Genomic DNA, 22,250 nt, shown 5'->3' with positions numbered 1-22,250 from the left:
GGTGGTCTTCTGGTGTTGGCGGGCCTCGGTGGCCCGACCACATTAGCGGCGGACTACACCCGGCAGTACGCAGAGCATTTCGAACAGCAGGTTGGCGCCGAGCAACGAGGTATTGCCGGTGGTGTCATAAGGCGGGGAGACTTCGACAAGGTCACAACCGATCAGGTCCAGGCCATGGCAGCCGCGAATGATCTCCATTGCCTGGATGGTGGTCAAGCCGCCGATTTCCGGGGTGCCGGTACCGGGTGCCCAGGCCGGATCGATGCCGTCGATGTCGAACGACAGGTAAACCGGGCCGCCGCCGACTTTTTCCCGCACTTCGGCCATCAAGGGCTCCAGCGACTTGTGCCAGCACTCTTCGGCCTGAACCACGCGGAAGCCCTGGCGGCGGCTCCAGTTGAAGTCGTCGGCGGTATAACCCTGGGCGCGCAGGCCGATCTGCACCACGCGCTCGCAGTCGAGCAGGCCTTCTTCCACCGCCCGGCGGAAGGTGGTGCCGTGGGCGATCTTCTCGCCGAACATGTGGTCGTTGACGTCGGCGTGGGCGTCGATGTGCACCAGGCCGATCTTGCCGTACTTCTTGTGCAGCGCCCGCAGGATCGGCAAGGTGATGGTGTGGTCACCGCCTAGGGTCAGGGGAATCACATTGTGCTCGACGACCTGGTCGTAGGCCTCTTCGATGATGCGCACGGCGTCCAGCAGGTTGAAGGTGTTGATGGCCACATCGCCTATGTCGGCGACCGACAGGGAGTCGAACGGGGCGGCGCCGGTGGCCATGTTGTAAGGGCGGATCATCACCGATTCGGCGCGGATTTGCCGGGGGCCGAAGCGCGTGCCGGAGCGCAGCGAGGTGCCGATGTCCAGCGGCACACCAATGAAGGCTGCGTCCAGGCCTTCGGCGCTTTGCAGGTGGGGGAGGCGGAGCATGGTGGCGATGCCGCCGAAACGCGGCATTTCGTTGCCGCCCAGTGGTTGGTGAAGAGTCTTGTCCACGGTGGGCCTCATCAGTCGGTCGATTGTTCTGTTTGTTCGAACCTGTGCCGCTGCGCGCTTTCCAGTTCGTGTTTCGCCAGCGGGCAGGGACATTTCGGCCAGTCTGCGCAAGGTAGTGCCATGGAAGAATCGCTACCGACAAATACTTAGTTCAGGAATTTCTGAACTAAAGCCCGGCGCAGCGGTTAGACTGCGCGCAAACACCCTGTGGAACCGTTGCCCCATGGCCTCGACTTTGCCCGACCTGAAACTGCTGCGTATCTTCATCAGCGTGGTGCGCCACCAGGGTTTCGCCAACGCCCAGCGTGAGCTGAACCTGTCGACTTCGGCCATCAGCACCTACATGAGCCAGCTGGAGGGTGCCCTGGGTATTGTGCTTTGCCACCGTGGCCGGGGCGGTTTCAGCCTGACCAGCAAGGGTGAGCTGTTTCACCAGGAAACCCTGCGCCTGTTGGCCGAACTGGACGGGTTCGAGCAATACGCGGCGGCCCTGAAGGGCGAACTGCGCGGCACCCTCAACCTGGGGGTGATCGACTCCACGGTGGGTGATCGCGCCCTGCCGCTGGCTGAAGCCATTGGTGCCTATAGCCAGGAGCATCCGGCCGTGCACCTGCACTTGTCGGTGTCCAGCCCTTACGAGCTGCAGTTGGGGGTGCAGGACAACCGCCTGGACCTGGCAATTGGCGCGTTTTCTTCACGCATGAGTGGCCTGCTGTACCAGCCGCTGTACCGCGAGCAGCACTGGCTGTACTGCAGCAGCCGCCACCCGTTGTACAGCGAGCGGCGCATTCCCGAGCAGGTGGTGACCCAGCAGCGCATGGTCGGGCGCGGCTACTGGAGCCAGGCCGAGCTGGCCCGGCATGGTTTCAAGCACAGCGCGGCGACGGTTGAGAGCATGGAGGCGCAGTTGATCCTGATTCTGTCGGGCGCCTACATCGGCTACCTGCCCGAGCACTACGCCCAGGCCTGGGTCGACAAAGGCGACTTGCGCGTGTTGTCTCCGGCGACGTTCGGTTACCAGGCACCGTTCTCGTTGATCATCCGGCGTGGGCGCAGCCGCGAACCGCTGATCCAGACCTTCCGCGACCTGCTGAAAAGCCAGCTCAACGTAGGCTGATAAACAGAATGTTCATACATTCTGTCGGCAGGCCGCTAAATTCCTGCACACGTGTGCCGCTAACCTCATAGCGCTCTGCTACATATCAACTTGCGCTGATGATTTCCCTTCTTTTCATCCTGCAAGGATCGCCCGACGATGCGCATGAATTTGCCAGTCACTGAACACGAAAGAACATTCCCCAGTGAACAACGGCTGATTTCCACCACCGACTTGAACAGCCGCATCACGTATTGCAACGACGCCTTCGTGGCGATCAGCGGGTTCACCTACGACGAGCTGGTGGGCCAGCCGCACAACCTCGTGCGTCACCCAGACATGCCGCCGGCGGTGTTCGGCCATATGTGGGACACCATCAAGCAAGGCAAGCCGTGGATGGGCGTGGTCAAGAACCGGGCAAAAAACGGCGATTACTATTGGGTCAGTGCCTACGTGACGGCAGTCTACGAACAGGGCCGCATCAGCGGCTACGAGTCGGTGCGTTCGGTGCCGACTCGTGAGCAGATCCGCCGTGCCGAGGCGTTGTACGCACGCCTGCGTGCCGGCCGCCGGCCGGTATCGTGGGCGGCGCGCCTGGGCCATGGCCTGCGCCAGGGCTGGCCATGGCTCGGCGCCGGCCTGGTGTCGGCGGCGGGCTACCTGTGGTTGCCACCCTATGCCGCGCTAGGGGTGTTGATGGTTGTACTGCTGGTAGCCTGGTACCTGGTCGAGCACCGTCAGAACCAGGCCATCCGCCGCACGCTGGCCGAGCACCCCAAGGCGTTCACCAGCCCGCTGGTGGCGCTCACCTACAGCGACAACCCGGGGCTGCGGGGCCAGCTGGACCTTGCCATCATCAGTGAAGAAGCCCGCCTGCAGACCGCGCTCACGCGCCTGGTAGACGCCGGGGTCGGGGTAAAATCACGCGCTGCGCAATCTTCCGACCTGTCGGGCGCGCAGGCGCAGATGCTCGACCGCCAGCGCAGCGAGACCGATCAATCGGCCACCGCCATTGCGCAGATGGCGGCGACCATCCAGGAGGTTACGCATAACGTGCAGAGCACGGCGCATGCCGCAGGCGATGCCGACCAGCTGGCGCAGCAGGGCAGCGAGCTGGCGCTGCAGAGCCTGAAGGCCATGGGCAGCATGAGCGATGCAGTCAATGACATTGGCCAGGCGGTGAACGCCCTGGCGGAACAGACCCAGTCGATCGGCAGCGTGGTGGATGTGATCACCTCGATCGCCGAACAAACCAACCTGCTGGCGCTCAACGCCGCCATTGAAGCGGCGCGGGCCGGCGAGCAGGGCCGCGGGTTTGCCGTGGTGGCCGATGAAGTACGCTCATTGGCCCAGCGTACCCGCACCTCCACCCAGGAAATCCACCACATCATCGCCTCGTTGCGGGCCGGGGCAGAGCGCGCAGTGAGTACTGCCAGCCGTGGCGAGCAGATCTCGCGTGACAGCGTGCACAGTGTCGAGGCAGTGCAGGCGGCGTTGAGCGGCATAGCCCAGGCGGTGAGCCGCATCACCGGCATGAGCCAGCAGATGGCCACGGCATCGGAGCAGCAAAGCCACGTGGCTGAAGACATCAACCAGCAGATCGTGCGCATAGCCCAACTGTGCGATCAAAGCGCCGGGCAGGCGCGCCAAGGGGCAGAAATCAGCCAGGACCTCGAGCGCATGGCGGAGTACCTGCACAGCCTGGCGGAGCGCTTCAACCGTTGAGGTTGCCGTGGTCGCCTTGCGGCCAGGGCATAGGGCAAGGCCCGCCAGCCGGGCCAGGGTTCTGTGGCAAAATACCCCCGCCAAGGAGACCTTCATGCCCAGACCCCGTTGCGAGCGCTGCCAGCGCCCGCTTGATCATTGCCTTTGCTCGCTGATCCCTGCGCTAGGCAGCCGAACCCGTGTGATCTTGCTGCAGCACCCCAGTGAAAGCGCCCACGCCCTGAATACCGCACGGTTGGCTGCGCTTGGCCTGAGCAATGCCGAGCTGCGGGTGGGGCAGGTATTCGACGACCTGCCAGCGCTGCTGGCAACCCCTGGGTACCGCCCGGCGCTGTTGTTCCCGGGCGCTGAAGCGCAGCCCCTGGCTGCCTATGGCCCAGTGGACGAGCAACCCTTGCTGCTGATCGTGCCCGACGGCACCTGGCGCAAGGCGCGCAAGCTGCTGTACCTGAATCCGCTGCTGGAGACGTTGCCGAGGGTGACCTTGGGGCAGGTGGCCGCTTCACGCTATCGCTTGCGCAAGGCGCCGGAGGCGGGAGCGTTGTCGACCATTGAGGCCGTGGTGGGGGCGCTGAATGCACTGGAGCAACCGGCCTGCTTCGATGCGCTGCTGGCACCGTTCGAGGCCTTGATAGAGGGACAGATCAGGGCCATGGGCGTGGAGACGTTCCAGCGTAACCATGGCACCGAGTGAGGGCAGGGGGCTGCTGCGCAGCCCATCGTGACACAAGGCCGCTCCTACAGGCCATCGCACCCGCCATTGGCATACACGATCTGTGTAGGAGCGGCCTTGTGTCGCGATGGGCCGCACAGCGGCCCCAGCAATCTCAAGCCCGATCAACGCATCTCGGGCAAGCGTGCCTCGGTACGGACTTCGGTCGCGGCCAGCGCCTCTGGCGGCAGCGAAATACGCTGCTTGCTGAGCAATTCACCCATGGTCGCCAGCACCCGGTAGCGCGAGTACTCTTCGGTGTAGCGCACTTCAGTGTAGCGACGGTCGGCGTTGTACAGTTCGTTTTCACTGTCGAGCACGTCCAGCAGGGTGCGTTGGCCCAGGCCGAACTGGTCCTGGTAGGCGGCGCGCACGCGCTTGGTGGTTTCGGCGTATTCACGCGCGGTCGGCAGCTGCTTGCTGGCGTTGTTCATGGCGTTCCACGCCAGGCTCAGGTTTTCGGTCAACTCGCGCAGGGCGTTGTTGCGGATGTCCAGGGCCTGGTTGATCTTGTGCGCGTCGGATTGCAGGCGAGCCTTGTCACTGCCGCCGCGGAACAGGTTGTAGTTCATCTCCACGCCGGCTTGCCAGTCGTTGTTGTTGTGGCCTTTCTCGCCGCCGGTGTTGTTGTTGGCACCGGTGGCCAGAATGGCGTCGAAGCGTGGGTAGAAGGTCGACTTGCCAACCTCGTACTGCTGCTCGGCCGCATTTACATCAGCCTGGGCCGACTTGATGTAGGGGTTGTTCTGGCGCATGCCATCACGGGCCTCTTCAAGCGTGGCAGGCACCTCGGCCTTGATGGTGGGCGGGCTTTCCAGCTCGTCTGGCATGCGCCCGATCACGCTGAAGAAGTTGGCCTCGGCGTCGGCCAGGTCCACTTCGGCGGTGTCCAGGTTATTTTCTGCCAGGGCGCGGCGGGCGCGGGACTGGTCAAGGTCGGCCGTGCTGCCAACGCCACGCTCGTTACGCAGGCCGATCTGGTCGTTGACCCGCAGGTGGGCTTGCAGGTTGTTCCTGGCCAGGGCCACCAGTTCACGGCGCTTGAGTACCTCCAGGTACACCTCGATCGCACGCAGGGCGACATCCTGCGCAACCGCCTGGGTGTAGTAGGCACGCGAGGTGGAAACCGCTTCGGTCCGGCCCACTTCGTTCGCGGTGTTGAAGCCATCAAAGATCATCTGCCGCAGGCGCAGCTCGGACTGGGTGTAGTTCAGGGTTTCTTTGTTGTGGTTACCCGCGGCACGGGTTGTGGTGTTGTCCGAACGCTGGCGGCCGTAGCCGGCGACCAGGTCAACGGTAGGGAAGTAGCCACCACGCGCGAATTTCACGTCCTCATCGGCCGACAGCTTGCTGTTACGGTTGGAGCTGACCTGTGGGTGATAGTCCACGGCGCTTTGGACGGCTTCGGTGATCGACATCGCCTGCACGTTGGCACTCGCCAGGGCCAACAGTAATGCGGTGGTGATGGGGTTCAAAACGCGCATGGTACATCTCCCTGATCTTGAATTTGGTCCTGCTGCTCGCCAAAAAAATGACGATTATTTATCGCGTATAGTGTTGCAGGTTTTTAACATGACAGCTAAGTACATTCATCGCGATAGATAAGAAGATTTATTCATATCAAAATGACCATAAATACCTGAAATGTCTAACAGGAGCTATTTTTGCAGCCCTCAGGTGGTGTGGCAAATATCGGTAAAGCCAATACTCTCAAGGCCTTCAGGCGGTTCCAGAACGAATTTGGCTAAATACTGGGCGGGTTAGGCGAAAGTGATATTTGGCGACAAATTATTGTCACTTTGGCCTGTGCAAGGTTTTTTGCTTGAGGATGTAAAGGCTTACCAGCACGGCGCTGGTCAACATGAAGGCGCGTGCCCAGAACAGCGGCACCAGGTAGCAGGACAGCCCGATGCTGGCCCACATCAGGCCAATGGCATAGACCTTGCCTTTGAGGGGGATGCCTTCACCACTGAGGTAGTCGCGAATCCATGGCCCCAGTTTGGGGTGGTGGACCAGCCAGTGGTGAAAGCGTGGCGAGCTGCGAGCGAAGCAGGCGGCCGCCAACAGAAGAAACGGGGTGGTAGGCAATACCGGCAGGAATATCCCCAACACCCCCAGTGCGACGCTGAGCCAGCCGATGGCCAGCAGCAGGTAGCGCACAGCTGGCTTAGTGGTGGCGTGGCTTGAGCAGCGCCGGCTTTTCGTCAGGTGCGTGCAGCAGCAGGAACAGTGCCGTCAGCGCTTCGGGAATTTGCACGATCATGTCGTCCTGCAGGTTGGCGTTGCTGGCGATGTCGGCGAACTCCGGCTGCTCGTCGAACAGGCCCGAACCCACCATGATTGGCAGCAACATTTCGCTGACTTCCTCTTCTGCGTTCTCGAACCAGGCCTCTTCGCGCAGGAACACGCCTTCCATGAAACCGATGCACCAGCCGCGCAGGTCGGAATCGTCCGGCTCGTCAGTCAGGTCGAGGTCGCAGGGCAGTTCGAATTCATCGTCGCTGGCCAGCTGACGGGCAATGTGGGCCTTGAGTGCCACCAGGGTCGCCTCGATTTCGGTGCGCTGGGCTTCGCTGCTGTAGTGCGGCTCTTCGGCGAACAGGGCGTCGATCCACTCGCGCTCGGGCACGTCTTCGGCGTTGATCGACAGCGCGGTGAGGTAGCCGTGGGCGGCGACATAGTCCAGCGCTTCTTCGTGCAGCTCGTCGGCGTCGAGGAAGGCTTGCAGGCGGGTCAGTTGCTCGGCGAAGGACATTACAGGGCTACCTTGGGGAATAAACGATAACGAATTCTAGCACCTTGCGGCGGCAGCGGGGCAAAGGAACGTCTATCGCGGTGGTGCCCTGCGCGGGGCGGTGCTGCGGTATACTCCGCGATTTTCATCCAGGCGCGGTTTTACTGGCGGCCTGGCAAAAACCGCTTACGCATTTGGCGTGTGCGGGGCGGGTTTTTCGTCCAGCCTGTGTGCAGGGTGGTACGGCGATTTGGAGTTGCACATGCTCGAACAGGCTCAGCGCGTTCTCAAGGACATCTTTGGCTACGACAGTTTCCGAGGGCGCCAGGCAGCGATCATCGAATGCGTGGCCAATGGTGGCGATGCCCTGGTGCTGATGCCGACTGGCGGCGGCAAGTCGTTGTGTTTCCAGGTGCCGGGCCTGCTGCGCCCAGGCCTGACCGTGGTGGTCTCGCCGCTGATCGCGCTGATGGACGACCAGGTCGCCACGCTTGACGAGCTGGGCGTAGCCGCAGCCGCCCTGAACTCCACGCTCACGGCCGAGCAGCAGCGCGACCTGGCCGGGCGCCTGCGCCGTGGCGAAGTGAAAATGCTGTACCTGGCACCCGAACGCCTGGTGCAACCGCGCATGCTCGACTTCCTGCGCGACCTGGATATCTCGCTGTTCGCCATCGACGAAGCCCACTGCGTTTCGCAATGGGGCCATGACTTCCGCCCCGAATACCTGCAACTGGGCCAGTTGGCCGCACTGTTCCCGCATGTTCCGCGCATTGCCCTTACCGCCACCGCCGACATGCGTACCCGCGAAGAAATCGTTCAGCGCCTGCACTTGCAGGGCGCAGAGCGCTTCCTGTCGAGCTTCGACCGGCCGAACATCTTCTACCGCATCGTGCCCAAGGAAGCGCCGCGCAAACAATTGATGGCGTTCCTTGCCGAGCGCCGTGGCAACGCCGGCATCGTTTATTGCCTGTCGCGCAAGAAGGTCGACGAAACCGCCGCCTTCCTTTGCCAGCAGGGCTTCCCGGCGCTGCCATACCATGCCGGCCTGGCGGCCGAAACCCGCGCCGCCAACCAGCACCGCTTCCTCAACGAAGAGGGGCTGATCATGGTCGCCACGATCGCGTTCGGCATGGGTATCGACAAACCCAACGTACGCTTCGTGGCCCACCTCGACCTGCCCAAGTCGCTTGAGGCCTACTACCAGGAAACCGGCCGTGCAGGGCGAGACGGCCTGCCGTCCGATGCCTGGATGGCTTATGGCCTGCAGGACATGGTCATGCTCAAGCAGATGCTGCAGAACTCCGAAGGGGACGAACGCCACAAACGCATCGAGCAGCACAAGCTCGATGCCATGCTGGCGCTGTGCGAAGAAACCCGCTGCCGCCGCCAGTCGCTGCTGGCCTACTTCGATGAAATCCTCGAGCAGCCGTGCGGGCACTGTGACAACTGCGTCGACAACGTCCAGACCTGGGATGCTACCGAGCCGGCGCGCCAGGCCCTGTCGGCAGTGTTTCGCACCGGCCAGCGCTATGGTGTGGGCCACCTGGTCGACGTGTTGCTGGGCAAGGACACCGAAAAGGTGCGCAATTTCGGCCATGAAAAGCTGTCGGTTTTCGGCGTGGGCAAAGGCCTGGCCGAAGCCGAGTGGCGTTCGCTGTTCCGCCAGCTGGTCGCGCGCGGGCTGGTCGACATCGACCTGGAGGGCTACGGCGGCCTGCGCTTGTCCGACAGCTGCCGGCCACTGTTGCGTGGCGAGGTCACCTTGCAACTGCGCCGTGACCTCAAACCGCAGATCACTGCCAAAAGCGCGTGGTCCAGTGGCGGCAGCCCGGCCAGCCAACTGGTGCGGGCCGAAGAGCGGGAATTGTGGGAGGCATTGCGCACCTTGCGGCGCAAGCTGGCCGAAGAACACAGCGTACCGCCGTACGTCATCTTCCCCGACTCCACGTTGCTGGAAATGTTGCGCAGCCAGCCGGTCAGCCTCAGCGACATGGCCCAGGTCAGCGGCGTAGGCGCGCGCAAGCTGGAACGCTATGGCCAGGCGTTTCTTGAGGTACTGAACGACAACGGCGGCACCCGCGAGGCGCCGAAGGTGGTGCTCGACCTGCGTCATGAGCTGGTCAGCCTGGCCCGCGCCGGCATGACCCCAGCGCAAATCGCCGGGCAGCTCAACTGCAGCGAAAAGAATGTGTATAGCTTGCTGGCCGAGGCCCTGGGGCGCCAGGAGCTGAGCCTGGACCAGGCGCTGGACTTGCCAGAAGACCTGCTGACGGAGGTGCAGGACGCCTTCCTCGATGGCGAGGGCGAGCTGCCGCCGGTTGCGACCATCGCCCCGCTGTTTACCGGGCGAGTGCCGGAAGGGGTGCTGTATTGCGTACGCGCGGCACTGGCAGCCGAGTTCGAGCTGTAGGCCTGCGCATGTTCGCAGGCACAAGCGCCATCTGCTGACCTTTGTCATGTTTTTTGACGATTTTCGCCCAAGTCACCTTGGCCGAGCCTTGCCTCATGGGGCAGGGCATGGTTAGCTGCCTAATAATTAGATCTACTCGATGAGTTACCTATGCCTCTAACCGACAACCAACACCGCTTCGGCATGCAACTGGCCCAGATGTCCCGGGGTTGGCGTGCCGAACTGGATCGCCGCCTGGCCGGGCTCAATCTGTCGCAGGCGCGCTGGTTGGTGTTGCTGCACCTGGCCCGTTTCCAAGACGCCCCGACCCAGCGTGAGCTGGCCAAGAGTGTGGGTGTCGAAGGCCCGACCCTGGCGCGTCTGCTCGATAGCCTGGAGGCCCAGGGGCTTGTACGGCGCCAGGCGGTGCTGGAAGACCGGCGGGCGAAGAAGATCGTGTTGTGCCCGCCGGCCAAGCCGCTGATCGAACAGATCGAGACCATCGCCAACCAGTTGCGCATCGAACTGTTCAGCGGGGTGGATGAAGCCGACCTGCAGGTGTGCATGCGGGTGCATGCCAAGATTCTGGGCAACCTGGAAAAATCCTGAGGCAGGGGCTGCCCTGCAGCCTTTCGCCGGCCCGCCCGCTCGGCGTGGCGGGCCCGACGCCCGGGCCCTGTACGTGCTGCCTAGAAGGTATGCCCCAGGTTCAGGTACACCGCCTGCTCATGCGCACTGTTGGTGCCATAGGTGAAATTCAATGGGCCCAGCGGCGTTTCCAGCCCGAGGAAAATACTCGCCGCATTGATGTAGCCACTGTCGAACGCATTGTCGTTGTTCCACGCCCGCCCGCGCTCCAGCGAACCGCCGATGTACAACGGGAAGTCCAGCGGCACATAAGCCCGTGGCGTCAGCCGGCGGTAGTAGACCACCCGCATCAGGCTCATGTTCTGGCCCGACACCGAGTCCTGGCGGAAGCCCGACAGCTCCCGCGCCCCGCCCAGCACGAAGCTGGAGGTCACCACTTCGGTGGCATCCAGCGTGCGCCCGTAGCGGCCGCCCAGCACGAAGGTGTTCGGGCCGCTGCTGATGGCCTTGTCGAGGTTGAACAGCCATTGCCGGTAATCCTGGTCGGAATCCAGCGACTTGTCGTACTTGCGCAAGGTCAGGCCGATGTCTTCGCCATGGTGTGGGAAATACACGTTGTCGAGGGTGTCGAATGAGTACTTCAGCTCGTAGAAGCCTTCGTTGAAACTGACCTTGGGCAAGTCCTGGTCGCCAATGCGCACCTCGGCCTCGCCCCAGGCCTTGCCAACCCCCAGGCGCACTTCGCCGCTGTTGCCGATCTGCCGGCCCACGTTCAGGCCAAAGCCATAGCGCTCCAGGCGGTACTCGGCGATCGGATCGTTGTCGAGGGTGGCCTCGATGTTCTGTGAGCCGAAGTCCAGGTAGGGGGCGACGAAGTAGCGTGAGCCGACATCCAGCGGTTGGTAGAACTCGCTGTACAGCGCTTGCTGGTCGCCGATCTGGCCGCGGGTCAGCCACTCGGCACCCAGGCTGTTGATGCCGTTGACCCGGTAGCTGGCCCCCAGGTTGAAGGCGCTGTCGCCGCGCAGGTCGTCCGACAGGTTCAGGCCCAGGCGCAAGTAGTCGGTGCCGCCGCGGCGGCCGCGGGCGTTGATCACCAGGGTGTTTTCATCGCCCTTGTGCACCACGCGGTACTGCACCCGGTCGAAGTAGTCCAGGCCGTACAGCGTGCCCATGTCGGTCTCCAGGCGGCCAAGCTCCAGCGGGGCATTGATGGGCTGGCGAATGTACGAGCGGATCACATCGTCACTGACCTTGGCGTCGTTCTCGATTTTGATGGCAGTGATGATGGGCGTGCGTTGGCGCGGTGACCGGGCCGCGGCCAGGCTGCTGACGGCGTCTGGGTGGCGCAGCGCGGCCAGGCGCGCGTCGAGCAGGCGGGTAGCGCGGTAGCCGGCGTCGATCATGTCCCGCGCGCGGCCGAAGTCGGTCACGCCGTAGGCTGCAAGCGGCGGTTGGATGAGGATATCGTCGCGGTGCAGGCTGGCCAGTTGCTCTTCCGAGTTGCGCCGGGTTGTCAGCGTGATGGACTGGTTCAGCACATCGACCACGGTCAGCAACTGCTTGCGGTCGCGCAGCGGCGTACCGATATCCACCACGATGGCCAGGTCCACCCCCATATCGCGTGCCACATCGAGCGGAATATTGTCGACCATGCCGCCGTCCACCAGCAGGCGGCCGTCCAGTTCGACCGGGGCGAACACGGCCGGGATCGACATGCTGGCGCGGATCACCTGCGGCAGGTGGCCGCGGCGGAATACCACTTTTTCGCCACTGGCGATGTCGGTGGCCACGGCGCGGAAGGGGATGGGCAGCTTGTCGAAGTCGCGCGTGTCGGCGGTGTGGGCCAACTTGCTTTCCAGCAGCAACGACAGGTTCTGGCCTTGAATCACCCCCAGCGGCAGGCCCAGGCTGCCGTCGTCACGAAAGCTGAGCTTTTGCTTGACCAGAAAATCGCGGTCATCCTGCTTGCGCCGGAATGGCACGTCCTCGCGGGGTGGGCTGTCAGACAGCGCCTGCTGCCAGTCGAGGGTGGTGGCGAGGTGTTCCAGCTCTTCGACACTGTAGCCCGAGGCGTACAGCCCGCCGACTACAGCCCCCATGCTGGTGCCGGCAATGGCGTCGATGCGTACACCCTGTTCCTCCAGCGCCTTGAGCACGCCGATGTGCGCCAGGCCACGGGCCGCGCCGCCCGACAGCACCAGGCCGACCTTGGGCCGTGCCGGTTCGGCGGCGGTTGCTGTAAGCGAGGTGAGGGTGAACAGCAAGCAGAACAGCAAACGGTGCATCGTGGGTCTCAAACCGTGGGTCAAAGACCGCTAGTATAAGCCGCCCCTCAGCTGGAGTTATCTCAACATGGCCGACCACAAGCCGGAAATCGTCATCAATTATTGCACCCAGTGCCAGTGGCTGCTTCGGGCCGCGTGGCTGGCCCAGGAGTTGCTCAGCACGTTTGCCGACGACCTCGGCCGGGTGGCGCTGGAACCAGGTACCGGCGGTATTTTCCGCATTACCTGCAACGGCGTGCAGATTTGGGAGCGCAAGGCCGACGGCGGCTTCCCCGAGGCCAAGGTGCTGAAGCAGCGGGTGCGTGACCAGATCGACCCCCAGCGCGGCCTGGGCCACAACGACCGCTGAGTCACCCGCACTCGGCCAGTGGCCGCTGCGCTGGCTCGGCGGCCAGGCGGCTGGACAGCACGATCGCGAGGATGATCAGTGCGCCGCCCAGCAGCATGCGCACCGTGGGGGTCTCGGCAAACACCAGCCAGGCTACGGCAATGCCGTAGACCGGCTCCATGCCGAACACCACGGCGGCAGTCCGGGCCTTGATGACCGCCAGGCTGGCGACGAACAGGCTGTGCGCCACGCCGGTGCAGAAAATGCCGAGCAGGCCGATCCACAGCCAGTCCACCGGCGCGACCGCGCCCAGCCCAGGGGCAGCGAACGCCAGCAGGCACAGGCCCACCACCAGGTTTTGCCACAGTGCTGCCTGCACCGCAGGCAAGCGACCAGAGCCTGCGCGGTTGGTCAGGGACAGCAGTGAGAACAGCAGGCCCGAGAACAAGGCCCACAGCAGGCCGCCGGTCGCTTCGCTGGCCAGATCGAAGGCTGGCGTGACCAGTACCAGGCCGAGGCTGACCAGCAGCACCAGCAGCGCTTCGTTGCGGCGGATGCGCTCGCGGAACAGCAGCCCCTCGAGCAGCACGGTAAAGGCCGGGAAACTGGCGAAGCCGAGGGTGGCGATGGCCACGCCGCCGACCTTGACGGCGATGAAGAAGCTGACCCAGTGGCCGGCCAGCAGCACCCCGCCGAGCAACAGGCGGCGCGCATCCTGACCGTTCAGGCGTTGCCAGCCAGGGCCGGTGACACTGGCGAACAGCGCCAGGGCGAGCACGGCGAAAGCGGCGCGGCCGAACACGATGATCACCGGGCTGGCGCTGGCTGCCAGCTTGCCGAATACGCCGGTCAGGCCAAAGAACAGCGCGCCGATATGCAGGGCGCCGAGGGCGGTGCGGTGGTTCATGACAGGGGGCATCCTCGCAAGGCAAGCGGCCATTGTGCCTGAAGCCGTGCATGGCGAGGACCGGGCGGCCGCGCGCGCAGGCGCGCTGCTTACAGCCTGAGCTTGCCGAGCAGAATGTCGCGGAACATCACGAAGTCACCGGCAAGGCTGTAGAACGGGTAGGTGAATGTCGCCGGCCGGTTCTTTTCAAAAAAGAAATGCCCCACCCAGGCAAAGCCGTAGCCGAACAGCGGCACGGCCAGCAGCAACAGCCATTTGCCGCTGCCGATGGTATAGGCCAGCAGGGCGATCACCAGGCTGGTGCCGACAAAATGCAGGCGGCGGCAGGTGGGGTTGCTGTGCTCACCCAGGTAATACGGGTAGAACTCGGCAAAACTGCGAAACTGCGCTGTGCGGTTCATGGCAGTGCTCCGGGGTTGATACGTCTGGACAAGATGCACGGCGTGGAGCCTCATTCGAGTCTAGAGTGATTGGCAGGGCCTACCAGTGACAATAGGCGCCAATTGAGTATCCTTGGGGTTCACCGCAGGAGCGGTCAGGAAAGAAGCCTGTCATGAGCGAAAGAACCACGTCAGCCAGTTGGGCATCAGGGATTGTAAAGGCACTCGAGCTGGAAGGGCTGGACTGCCGGGCCATGTTCAAGCAGTTGGGGCTGGATTTCGCCGCCCTCGACGATCCCGACGCGCGTTTCCCCCAAGACTCCATGACCCGGCTGTGGCAATTGGCAGTGGAACTGTCCGGCAACGAGGCCATTGGCCTGAACATGGCGCGTGTGGTACGCCCGGCCTCGTTTCACGTGGTGGGCTATGCGCTGATGTCCAGCCGCACCTTGGCCGAGGGGTTCGAGCGGCTGGTACGCTACCAGCGCATCATCGCCGAAAGCTCCGATCTCAGTTTCGTGCTGGGTCCCGAGGGCTACTCGTTGATCCTCACCGTGCACGGCGACCATCTGCCGCCCACCCGCCACAGTGCCGAAGCGTCGTTGGCCTGTGCGCTGGCGCTGTGCAAATGGTTGAGCGGCCGCCCGGTGCAGCCACGCCGGGTTTTGGTGCAGGGGCCGCAACCCAGGAATATCGAGCCGTACAAGGTGGCGTTCCATTCGCCGCTGATCTTCGACGCGCCGTATGACGCGCTGGTGTTCGAGCGGGCCGACATGGAGGCACCCTTGCCCACGGCCAATGAAGCCATGGCAGTGCTGCACGACCGGTTTGCCGGGGAGTACCTGGCGCGGTTTTCCGAAAGCCGCGTGACCCACCGGGTGCGCCAGGTGCTGTGCCGCATCTTGCCGCAGGGGGAGCCCAAGCGTGAGACCCTGGCGCAGGCCTTGCACTTGTCGCAGCGCACCCTGCAGCGGCGTCTGCAGGAAGAGGGCACCAGCTTCCAGGCGTTGCTCGACGACACCCGGCGCGAACTGGCCGAACAGTACCTGGCCCAGCCGGGCATGACCCTGCTGGAAACCGCCTACCTGCTGGGCTTCGCCGACCCCAGCAACTTCTACCGCGCGTTCCGCCGGTGGTTCGATACCACGCCCAGTGAGTACCGCGCCCGGCTCGGCGCCGTGGGCGAAGGGCTCAGTGACGCCAGAACGCCGGCATGCACAACACTAGCACGGTGATGATTTCCAGCCGGCCAAGCAGCATGCCGGCAGCCAGGATCCACTTGGCGGCGTCCGGCAGCGTGGCGTAGTTGCCCGACGGGCCGATCACTTCCCCCAGGCCAGGTCCCACCCCGGAGACCGTACCGGCAGCCCCGGTCAGGGCGGTCATCCAGTCCACCCCCAGCAACGACAACAGCAGCGCCATGACGCAGATGGTGATGGCGAAGAAGAACGAGAACGTCAGGATCGAGCGCACGATATCTTCATCGAGGCGGTGGCCGTTGTACTTCTGCTTGATCACCGCACGCGGGTGGATCAGCTGGTTGAGGCTGGCCTTGAGCAGGATGTAGGCGACCTGGAAACGGAAGATCTTGATGCCGCCCGCGGTCGAGCCGGAACAGCCGCCGACGAAGCCCAGGTAGAAGAACAGCATCAGCGAAAAGTTGCCCCACAGGCTGTAGTCACCCAGGGCGAAACCGGTGGTGGTGACGACCGAGGTCACGTTCAGCGCCACGTGGCGCAGCGCGTCCAGCCAGTGCAGATTGGTGCTGTACCAGTACCAGGTTCCCAGAACCAGCCAGGTGACCAGCAGCATGCCCAGCAAGCCCTGCACCTGCTGGTCGCGGAGCAGCGCCCTGCGGTTGCCGCGCAGGGTGGCCACGTACAGGGTGAACGGCAGGCTGCCCATGATCATTACCACCACTGCCACCCAGTGCACGGCGGGAATGTCCCATTTCGCCAGGGACTGGTCGGAGGTGGAAAAACCACCGGTGGAAATCGCCGACATGGCGTGGTTGATGGCATCGAACGGGCTCATGCCGGCCCACCAGAAAGCCAGCGCGCCAAGGATCGAGAAGCCGACGTATACCCCCACGATCGACTTGGCGACCATGTGCGAGCGCGGCATGACCTTTTCGGAGCGGTCGGAAGACTCGGTCTGGAACAGGCGCATGCCACCAATGCGCAGCAGCGGCAGGATGGCCACCGCCATGGCGATGAAGCCGATACCGCCCAGCCAGTGCAGCATCGAGCGCCACATCAGGATGCCTGGCGACATGCTGTCGAGCCCGCTGAGCACGGTGGCGCCGGTGGCGGTGATGCCCGACATGCTTTCGAAGAAGGCGTCGGTGTAGCTGATGTGCTGGGTCAGCAGGAAGGGCAGGGCGGCGAACACGCAGACCACCAGCCAGCTGCAGACCGTCAGCAGGTACATGTCGCGTGGCCGCAGGTGCACATGCTCGGGCCGCCCTTGCAGCACCATGGCCAGCCCGGCAATGAAGGTGATCAGGCTGGACCACAGGAACGACGGCATGTCGCCGGTGCGTTCGAATATCACCAAGGTCGCCATGGGCACGGCCATGCCCACAGCCAGGGTGATCAGGAAGATGCCGATGATGAAACCAATGATCCTTAAGGTCGGCAACGCCATGTGATCTGCTCTGACTCGAAACGGAAGGGCGCCATTCTACCTATGGGCCGGGCCGCTGCAAGCCAGGCGCGGCACGCTGCACGAAAAGCCGGCGTGCTGCAGCTTGCAGCTTGCAGCTTAGGGCGTGCAGCTTGAGAATGGCCGCACATTCCACTGCCAGGAGGGTAGCCGATGGAGGCTCTCGACGCATTGCTCAACCGTGTTTCCGTGCCACGCCTGACCGACCCTGCCCCCAATGCCGCCCAGCGCGAGGCGCTGTTCCAGGCTGCCCTGCGGGCGCCGGACCACGGCCAACTGCGGCCTTGGCGGTTCCTGACCATCGAAGGGCAGGGCCGCGAGAAGCTGGGCGAGCTGTTCGCCGAAGCGGTGCAGCACAAGGGTGAAGCCACCCAGGCTGCGCTGGACAAAGCCCGCGCCATGCCGCTGCGCGCACCGTTGCTGATCGTGGTGGTGGCCAGCTTGCAGGACCACTTCAAGGTGCCCAAGTCCGAGCAGCGCCTGGCGGCGGGCTGTGCGGCACATGGCATCCTGATCGCTGCCCATGCGCAGGGCATCGGCGCCGTATGGCGCACCGGGGACATGGCCTTCGACGCGCATGTGCACAAGGGGCTGGGGCTGGCGGAGAACGAGGAACTGATCGGCTACCTGTACGTCGGCACGCCAATGACCGAGCCACGGACCGCGCCGGTGCTGGCCACCGCTGATTTCGTCACGGGCTGGGGCGAGTGACGCGGGCGCGAGCAAGGGCTGCGCTGCAGCCCTGAACGTACACGGCCTTGGCAGCCTTACGCTGAAGCGGCTTGCAAGGGCAGTTCAAGCCGGGCGACAAAGCCGCCCTGCGGGTGGTTGTGCAGTACCAGACTGCCGCCATGCCGCTCCGCCGCCTTGCGCGCAATCGCCAACCCCAGGCCGTGCCCTGGGGCCTCCTGCCCCGGTGCGCGGAAGAACGGTTCACCCAGCTGGGCGAGGTACTCCGGGGCTGCACCCTGGCCATGGTCGCGCACACAGATCACCACCCGCGCCTGATCGCGCACGGCACTGACTTCGATGGGCTGGCCTGCCGGGTTGAAGCGCAGGGCGTTGCGCAGCAGGTTGTCCACGGCCCGCTCGATCAGTGTCGGCCAACCTTGCAAGACCAGCCCCGGTTGCGCCTCCAGGCGCACGTCCTGGTCGGGCGCGCCGAGCAGGGCGTCCTTGCGCACACTGCCCAGCAAGGCATTGAGGTCTACCGCTTCGGCGTGGGCCTGTTCGGCATCCACGCGGGCCAGGGTGAGTATTTCGCTGATCAGGTCTTCCAGCCGGTCACACTCGCGGGTCAGGCGCGGCCACAGGGCCTGGCGCTGTTCGGGCTCGGCGCGTTCGGCCAAGGCCAGGGCAATGCGCAGCCTGGCCAGCGGTGAGCGCAGTTCGTGGGACACGTCGCGCAGCAATTGGCGCTGGCTGGCGAGGGTGCTTTGCAGGCGCGCGCCCATCTTGTTGAAGTCGTTGGCCAGCACGCCGAATTCGTCACGCCGGGCTGCCAGGCGCGCCAGGCTGTTCTGCTGATAGGTGCTCTGGCCCAGGTCGTGCACAGCGCTGCGCAGGCGGCTCAACGGGCGCGTGATGGACAGCGTGACCAGCAGGCTGAACAGGGTCAACACCACCAGGGCGATGCCCAGTGCGCTGAGTGGCCACATCAGGCTGTCCCGGTGCCACTCATCCAGCGCCGGGTGGGGGATGCGATAGATCAGCAGGTAGGTCTGGCCGGTGTCGGGGCTGGTGTATTCCTCGGTCAGCCGGCGCCATGGCAGGCGGCGCTGGTCGTTGTGCTGGCGTGCCTCGAAGGCTGCTGCCCGGCGCGGGAACGTACCGGGCACCACCGCGTCACCACTGTCATCGAGCACCTGCACGTCGATCTTGTAGCGGTCCTTGCGCTGTTCCAGGAACTGCTGCGCTGCAGTCACGCCCTCCTGCTCGTAGTGCCTGGCCCACTGGCTGGCCAGCGTGTTCAGGCCGGGGTGGCGGCTGAGGATCCAGGCGTCCTGGTTGAGCATGTGCCCAAGCAAGATCGACAGGCCTGCAACCAGGGTGATGGCCAACCAGAAGCTGGCCAGGATGCGCCAGAACAGTGAACGCAAGAGCACCTCCTAAAACAGAAAAAGCCCGGCTCGCGCTGGGGCGAGCCGGGCATCGGGCTGACAGCTTACTGGGCCTTTTTGGCTTTTTCAGCTTTCCAGGCCTGGAACTCCTGCCACTCGGCTTTCTTGGCAGCGCGTTCCTTTTGCAGTTCGTCGAACTTCTTCTGCTGGTCTGGCTTGAGCAGGTTGCGCACGGCGGTGTCGGTCTTGGCGCGGCTGGCTTGCAGTTCGTCCTTCATGGCTTTCTGGTCGGCAGCCGGCAGTTTGGCCAGGTAACGCTCGGTAATGTCGCGGCGCTGCTGTATTTGCTCGCCCATCAGCTTGCCGATCTGCTGGCGCTGGTCACGGCTCAGGTCCAGTTGCTGGAAGGCCGCTTCACCGCGGTGATGCGGGCCGTCGTGACGTGGGCCACCGTCAGGCATGGCCATGGCTACGGTTGGCAGGGCGGCGGCGAACATCAGGGCGATAAGGGTCTTGCGCATGGTGTCTCTCCTTTCATAGGCCGGTGGTTACCGGATGAGCACAGTCTAGGGAGATCACCGTCAAGCGCAGTCAGTGGATGGTAAAGGCTGGGTAAAGAACAGCTGGTAGCTGCAAGCTACAAGCTACAAGCTACAAGCTACAAGCTACAAGCTTAAAGCTACAAGTGAAGCGGATCGCGATTCTGCTCTTTCTTGCAGCTTGCAGCTTGCAGCTCGCAGCTCGCAGCAGCTCACAGGCAGTAGTAATAGCCGCGGCTGCGCAGGGCGACGATGCGTGGCCGGCCATCGGCATGCGGGCCGATCTTCTTGCGCAGGTTGCTGACGTGCATGTCCAGGCTGCGGTCGTAGAGGGTGAGCTTGCGGCCCAGGCCGATCTGCGCCAGTTCCTGTTTGTCCAGCGGCTCGCCAGGCTGGCGCAGCAGCGCTTCAAGTATGCGGCTTTCGGACAAGGTCAAGGTCATTTCCCGGCCATCGATGCTGGCCACGCCGCGGGCTGGGCTATAGACCAGGTCGCCCAGCTCCAGCTGGCTGGTGGCGGCAACGGGGTGGCTGCGGCGCAGTACTGCACGCAGGCGCGCGGTAAGCTCGCGTGGGTCGCACGGTTTGGCCAGGTAATCGTCGGCACCCAGTTCCAGGCCAAGAATACGGTCAAGCGGCTCGCCACGGGCCGACAGCATCAGCACCGGCAGTTCGGCGTGCTCGCTGCGCAGTTGTTTGAGCAACTCCAGGCCGCTGCCGTCGGGCAACATGACATCCAGCACCACGGCCGCAGGTGCATGCTCGGCCAAGGCCTGGCGTGCACTCTGCCCGTCGTGGCAGGCACGTACGGAAAACCCTTCCTGGGTCAGCCAGCTGCACAGCAGCTCGCACAGTTCCTGGTCATCATCAATCAGTAACAGCTCGCTCATGACTCACTCGATTCCACCATTGACGGCGGCTCTGCGGCCCGCCAGTGGCAAAGATACCGCAGACTGATGGCTTGCGTATAACGGCAGCTATCGCCTGGCCACTTCGCGGGCATGGAGCGGTGAGGTCAAGGCAGCACTTGCTTGAACGGCTTGACCACGACCTTGTCGTACACGCCTGCGGCAATGTACGGGTCGGCATCGGCCCAGGCCTGGGCTTCGGCCAGCGAGGCAAACTCGGCGACGATCAGGCTGCCGCTGAAGCCGGCTTCGCCCGGGTCGTTGCTGTCGATGGCCGGGTGTGGGCCGGCCAGCACCACGCGGCCTTCGGCCTTGAGCTGCTGCAGGCGTTCGATGTGCGCCGGGCGGGCAGCCAGGCGCTTTTCCAGGGAGTTCGCGACGTCGCTGGCAATGATGGCGTAGAGCATGTCAATCCTTGGGTTTGGAGGTAGAAGGGTCGTCGTGCAGGTGGCGCGACAGGTACACGCCTTGCGCCACCAGGAAGATCACGGTCATGCCCAGGCTGCCGAACACCTTGAAGTCCACCCAGAAGTCCTGGAAGGTGAAGGCGACGAACAGGTTGGCCGCACCACAGAACAGGAAGAACGCGATCCAGGCCAGGTTCAAGCGCGTCCAGATGGCATCCGGGAGGGTGAGGGCGTGGCCCATGATGCGTTTGATCAGCACCCGGTCACCGATGAAGTGGCTGCCGGCAAAGCCCAGGGCGAACAGCCAGTTGACCACCGGCGCCTTCCACTTGAGGAAGGTTTCGCTGTGGAAGGTCAGGGTCAGGCCGCCGAACACCAGGCAGGCCACCAGGGTCAGCCACTGGCCCTTTTCCAGCTTGCGCTGGCGCAGGAACAGCGCGCCGTACACCACCAGCGAGCTGACGATCAGCATGGCCGTGGCGCTGTAGATACCGCCGAATTCGAAGCTGTGGCCAGCGACTTCAAGCGGGCGTGGGTCCAGCTTGTACACGATGAAGAACAGCAACAGCGGGATGAAATCGATGAATTGTTTCACAATGGCAGCCAGAATCGGGATGTGACGGCATAATAACAAACATCGATTCCAGCGAAAGCGCTCCTCCATGAATGTTGATCTGCACTGTCACAGCACGGCCTCCGACGGCGCCCTGTCGCCCACGGCGCTGGTCGCCCGGGCCCATGAGCACGGGGTGCAAACGCTGGCCCTGACCGACCATGACACCCTCGAAGGCCTGCCCGAAGCGCGCCTGGCCTGCGTTGAGCGGGGCATGCGCTGGGTCAGCGGGGTCGAGCTTTCGTGCACCTGGGGGGGCGCCACCATTCACGTGCTGGGCTACGACTTCCCGCTCGATGCGCCGCCATTGCTGGCGGCGATCGAAGCGTTGCACCGCGGCCGCTGGCTGCGCGCCGAAGAAATCGACAAGCGGTTGGCCGCCAAGGGTATGCCAGGCACCCTCGACGGCGCCCGCGCCGTGCAGCACGAGCTGGGCGACAGCGGCAACGCACCGGCGCGCCCGCACTTTGCCGAATACCTGGTGCGTGCCGGGCACGTCAAGGACCGCGGCGAGGCGTTTCGCAAGTGGCTGGGGGCGGGCAAGCTGGGCGACGTCAAGCAGCATTGGCCCACCCTTGATGAAACCGTTGCCACGCTGCGCCAGTCCAAAGCCTGGGTGAGCCTGGCCCATCCCATGCACTACGACCTGACCCGCAGCAAGCGCAGGCGGCTGATTGCCGACTATATTCAGGCAGGTGGGCAGGCGCTTGAAGTGGTCAACGGGATGATGCCTGCCGAGCAGGTGGGCACCCTGTCCATCCTTACCCGTGAGTTCGGCCTGCTGGCAAGCGCTGGCAGTGACTTCCACGGCCCCGGCACCTGGGGCGAGATCGGTGCCTACCGGCCTTTGCCCGAGGACCTGCCGCCTTTGTGGCGCCGATTCAGCCATGAACAGCCTATTACGGTATGAACAGGACGA

At 64.1% G+C, this 22,250-nt stretch carries 22 protein-coding genes; 9 read left to right on the top strand and 13 right to left on the bottom strand.

The window, feature by feature from the left end; translation table 11 throughout:
- Nucleotides 1-42 precede the first annotated feature (42 nt).
- On the bottom strand, nucleotides 43-993 hold the full coding sequence (gene speB / locus L1P09_RS17880) for an agmatinase (protein ID WP_054881882.1): 951 nt from the start codon (nucleotides 991-993) through the stop codon (nucleotides 43-45).
- A gap of 223 nt (nucleotides 994-1,216) precedes the next feature.
- Here speB and L1P09_RS17875 point away from each other — a divergent pair, with 223 nt between their 5' ends.
- From L1P09_RS17875 to L1P09_RS17865, 3 genes are all read left to right on the top strand, one after another.
- Entirely contained in the window at nucleotides 1,217-2,110 is an 894-nt protein-coding gene (locus L1P09_RS17875; RefSeq protein ID WP_054881883.1) for a LysR family transcriptional regulator, read from the top strand.
- A 138-nt stretch (nucleotides 2,111-2,248) separates the two neighbouring features.
- Entirely contained in the window at nucleotides 2,249-3,814 is a 1,566-nt protein-coding gene (locus L1P09_RS17870) for a methyl-accepting chemotaxis protein (RefSeq protein ID WP_064314722.1), read from the top strand.
- A 94-nt stretch (nucleotides 3,815-3,908) separates the two neighbouring features.
- Entirely contained in the window at nucleotides 3,909-4,508 is a 600-nt protein-coding gene (locus L1P09_RS17865; protein WP_192440461.1) for a tRNA-uridine aminocarboxypropyltransferase, read from the top strand.
- Nucleotides 4,509-4,651: 143 nt separating this feature from the next.
- Here the strand turns inward: L1P09_RS17865 and L1P09_RS17860 are convergent, their stop codons facing one another.
- The 3 genes from L1P09_RS17860 to L1P09_RS17850 form a co-directional block, all read right to left on the bottom strand.
- On the bottom strand, nucleotides 4,652-6,010 hold the full coding sequence (locus tag L1P09_RS17860; protein ID WP_009683671.1) for a TolC family outer membrane protein: 1,359 nt from the start codon (nucleotides 6,008-6,010) through the stop codon (nucleotides 4,652-4,654).
- Nucleotides 6,011-6,320: 310 nt separating this feature from the next.
- A complete protein-coding gene (locus L1P09_RS17855) occupies nucleotides 6,321-6,686 on the bottom strand; it encodes a YbaN family protein (RefSeq protein WP_009683670.1) in 366 nt (121 codons plus the stop codon).
- 7 nt (nucleotides 6,687-6,693) lie between these two features.
- The gene (locus L1P09_RS17850) at nucleotides 6,694-7,281 is read right to left on the bottom strand and encodes a YecA/YgfB family protein (RefSeq protein ID WP_009683669.1); all 588 of its coding nucleotides are present in this window, start codon (nucleotides 7,279-7,281) and stop codon (nucleotides 6,694-6,696) included.
- A 241-nt stretch (nucleotides 7,282-7,522) separates the two neighbouring features.
- Here L1P09_RS17850 and recQ point away from each other — a divergent pair, with 241 nt between their 5' ends.
- Both recQ and L1P09_RS17840 read left to right on the top strand, forming a co-directional pair.
- Nucleotides 7,523-9,670, top strand: a complete 2,148-nt coding sequence (gene recQ, locus L1P09_RS17845) for a DNA helicase RecQ (RefSeq protein ID WP_235767950.1) — start codon at nucleotides 7,523-7,525, stop codon at nucleotides 9,668-9,670.
- Between the two features lie 150 nt (nucleotides 9,671-9,820).
- The gene (locus L1P09_RS17840) at nucleotides 9,821-10,258 is read left to right on the top strand and encodes a MarR family transcriptional regulator (RefSeq protein ID WP_064314725.1); all 438 of its coding nucleotides are present in this window, start codon (nucleotides 9,821-9,823) and stop codon (nucleotides 10,256-10,258) included.
- Between the two features lie 80 nt (nucleotides 10,259-10,338).
- On the opposite strand, the gene L1P09_RS17835 is transcribed toward L1P09_RS17840, so the two are convergent.
- Nucleotides 10,339-12,525 (bottom strand): patatin-like phospholipase family protein, encoded by a 2,187-nt coding sequence (locus L1P09_RS17835; protein ID WP_064314726.1) that lies wholly within the window; start codon nucleotides 12,523-12,525, stop codon nucleotides 10,339-10,341.
- 67 nt (nucleotides 12,526-12,592) lie between these two features.
- On the opposite strand from L1P09_RS17835, the gene L1P09_RS17830 reads away from it, so the two are divergent.
- Nucleotides 12,593-12,874: a SelT/SelW/SelH family protein gene (locus L1P09_RS17830; protein WP_054905572.1), complete on the top strand. Its 282-nt coding sequence runs from the start codon at nucleotides 12,593-12,595 to the stop codon at nucleotides 12,872-12,874.
- A gap of 1 nt (nucleotide 12,875) precedes the next feature.
- On the opposite strand, the gene L1P09_RS17825 is transcribed toward L1P09_RS17830, so the two are convergent.
- Together L1P09_RS17825 and L1P09_RS17820 are read right to left on the bottom strand one after the other, a co-directional pair.
- The gene (locus L1P09_RS17825) at nucleotides 12,876-13,760 is read right to left on the bottom strand and encodes a DMT family transporter (RefSeq protein ID WP_064314727.1); all 885 of its coding nucleotides are present in this window, start codon (nucleotides 13,758-13,760) and stop codon (nucleotides 12,876-12,878) included.
- 89 nt (nucleotides 13,761-13,849) lie between these two features.
- Nucleotides 13,850-14,161, bottom strand: coding sequence for a DUF962 domain-containing protein (locus tag L1P09_RS17820; protein ID WP_009683661.1), 312 nt, complete (start codon nucleotides 14,159-14,161; stop codon nucleotides 13,850-13,852).
- A gap of 152 nt (nucleotides 14,162-14,313) precedes the next feature.
- Between L1P09_RS17820 and L1P09_RS17815 the strand changes: the two genes are divergently transcribed.
- Nucleotides 14,314-15,375, top strand: coding sequence for an AraC family transcriptional regulator (locus tag L1P09_RS17815; protein WP_009683660.1), 1,062 nt, complete (start codon nucleotides 14,314-14,316; stop codon nucleotides 15,373-15,375).
- Here L1P09_RS17815 and L1P09_RS17810 read toward each other — a convergent pair.
- Entirely contained in the window at nucleotides 15,332-16,786 is a 1,455-nt protein-coding gene (locus tag L1P09_RS17810; RefSeq protein WP_054881891.1) for a TrkH family potassium uptake protein, read from the bottom strand. The genes L1P09_RS17815 and L1P09_RS17810 overlap by 44 nt on opposite strands.
- Nucleotides 16,787-16,957: 171 nt before the next feature.
- On the opposite strand from L1P09_RS17810, the gene L1P09_RS17805 reads away from it, so the two are divergent.
- Nucleotides 16,958-17,515 carry an NAD(P)H nitroreductase gene (locus L1P09_RS17805; RefSeq protein WP_054905570.1) on the top strand — a complete coding sequence of 186 codons (558 nt, stop codon included), beginning with the start codon at nucleotides 16,958-16,960 and terminating at the stop codon, nucleotides 17,513-17,515.
- 56 nt (nucleotides 17,516-17,571) lie between these two features.
- On the opposite strand, the gene L1P09_RS17800 is transcribed toward L1P09_RS17805, so the two are convergent.
- From L1P09_RS17800 to L1P09_RS17780, 5 genes are all read right to left on the bottom strand, one after another.
- Nucleotides 17,572-18,909, bottom strand: coding sequence for a sensor histidine kinase (locus L1P09_RS17800; protein WP_235767949.1), 1,338 nt, complete (start codon nucleotides 18,907-18,909; stop codon nucleotides 17,572-17,574).
- Between the two features lie 59 nt (nucleotides 18,910-18,968).
- A complete protein-coding gene (locus tag L1P09_RS17795) occupies nucleotides 18,969-19,385 on the bottom strand; it encodes a Spy/CpxP family protein refolding chaperone (RefSeq protein ID WP_235767948.1) in 417 nt (138 codons plus the stop codon).
- Between the two features lie 230 nt (nucleotides 19,386-19,615).
- Complete coding sequence (locus tag L1P09_RS17790) at nucleotides 19,616-20,293, bottom strand: response regulator transcription factor (RefSeq protein WP_029887817.1); 678 nt, start codon at nucleotides 20,291-20,293, stop codon at nucleotides 19,616-19,618.
- A gap of 125 nt (nucleotides 20,294-20,418) precedes the next feature.
- Entirely contained in the window at nucleotides 20,419-20,718 is a 300-nt protein-coding gene (locus L1P09_RS17785) for a YciI family protein (RefSeq protein ID WP_054881893.1), read from the bottom strand.
- A 1-nt stretch (nucleotide 20,719) separates the two neighbouring features.
- Nucleotides 20,720-21,313, bottom strand: coding sequence for a septation protein A (locus L1P09_RS17780; RefSeq protein WP_029887818.1), 594 nt, complete (start codon nucleotides 21,311-21,313; stop codon nucleotides 20,720-20,722).
- A 67-nt stretch (nucleotides 21,314-21,380) separates the two neighbouring features.
- Here L1P09_RS17780 and L1P09_RS17775 point away from each other — a divergent pair, with 67 nt between their 5' ends.
- Nucleotides 21,381-22,241: a PHP domain-containing protein gene (locus tag L1P09_RS17775; RefSeq protein ID WP_029887819.1), complete on the top strand. Its 861-nt coding sequence runs from the start codon at nucleotides 21,381-21,383 to the stop codon at nucleotides 22,239-22,241.
- Nucleotides 22,242-22,250 lie beyond the last annotated feature (9 nt).

The sequence above is a fragment of the Pseudomonas juntendi genome (assembly GCF_021560075.1).
In the GTDB taxonomy this organism is placed as follows: Bacteria; Pseudomonadota; Gammaproteobacteria; order Pseudomonadales; family Pseudomonadaceae; genus Aquipseudomonas; species Aquipseudomonas juntendi.
The sequence above is the reverse complement of the archived record's forward strand: the minus strand, read 5'-3'. Positions and strand labels throughout refer to the sequence as shown.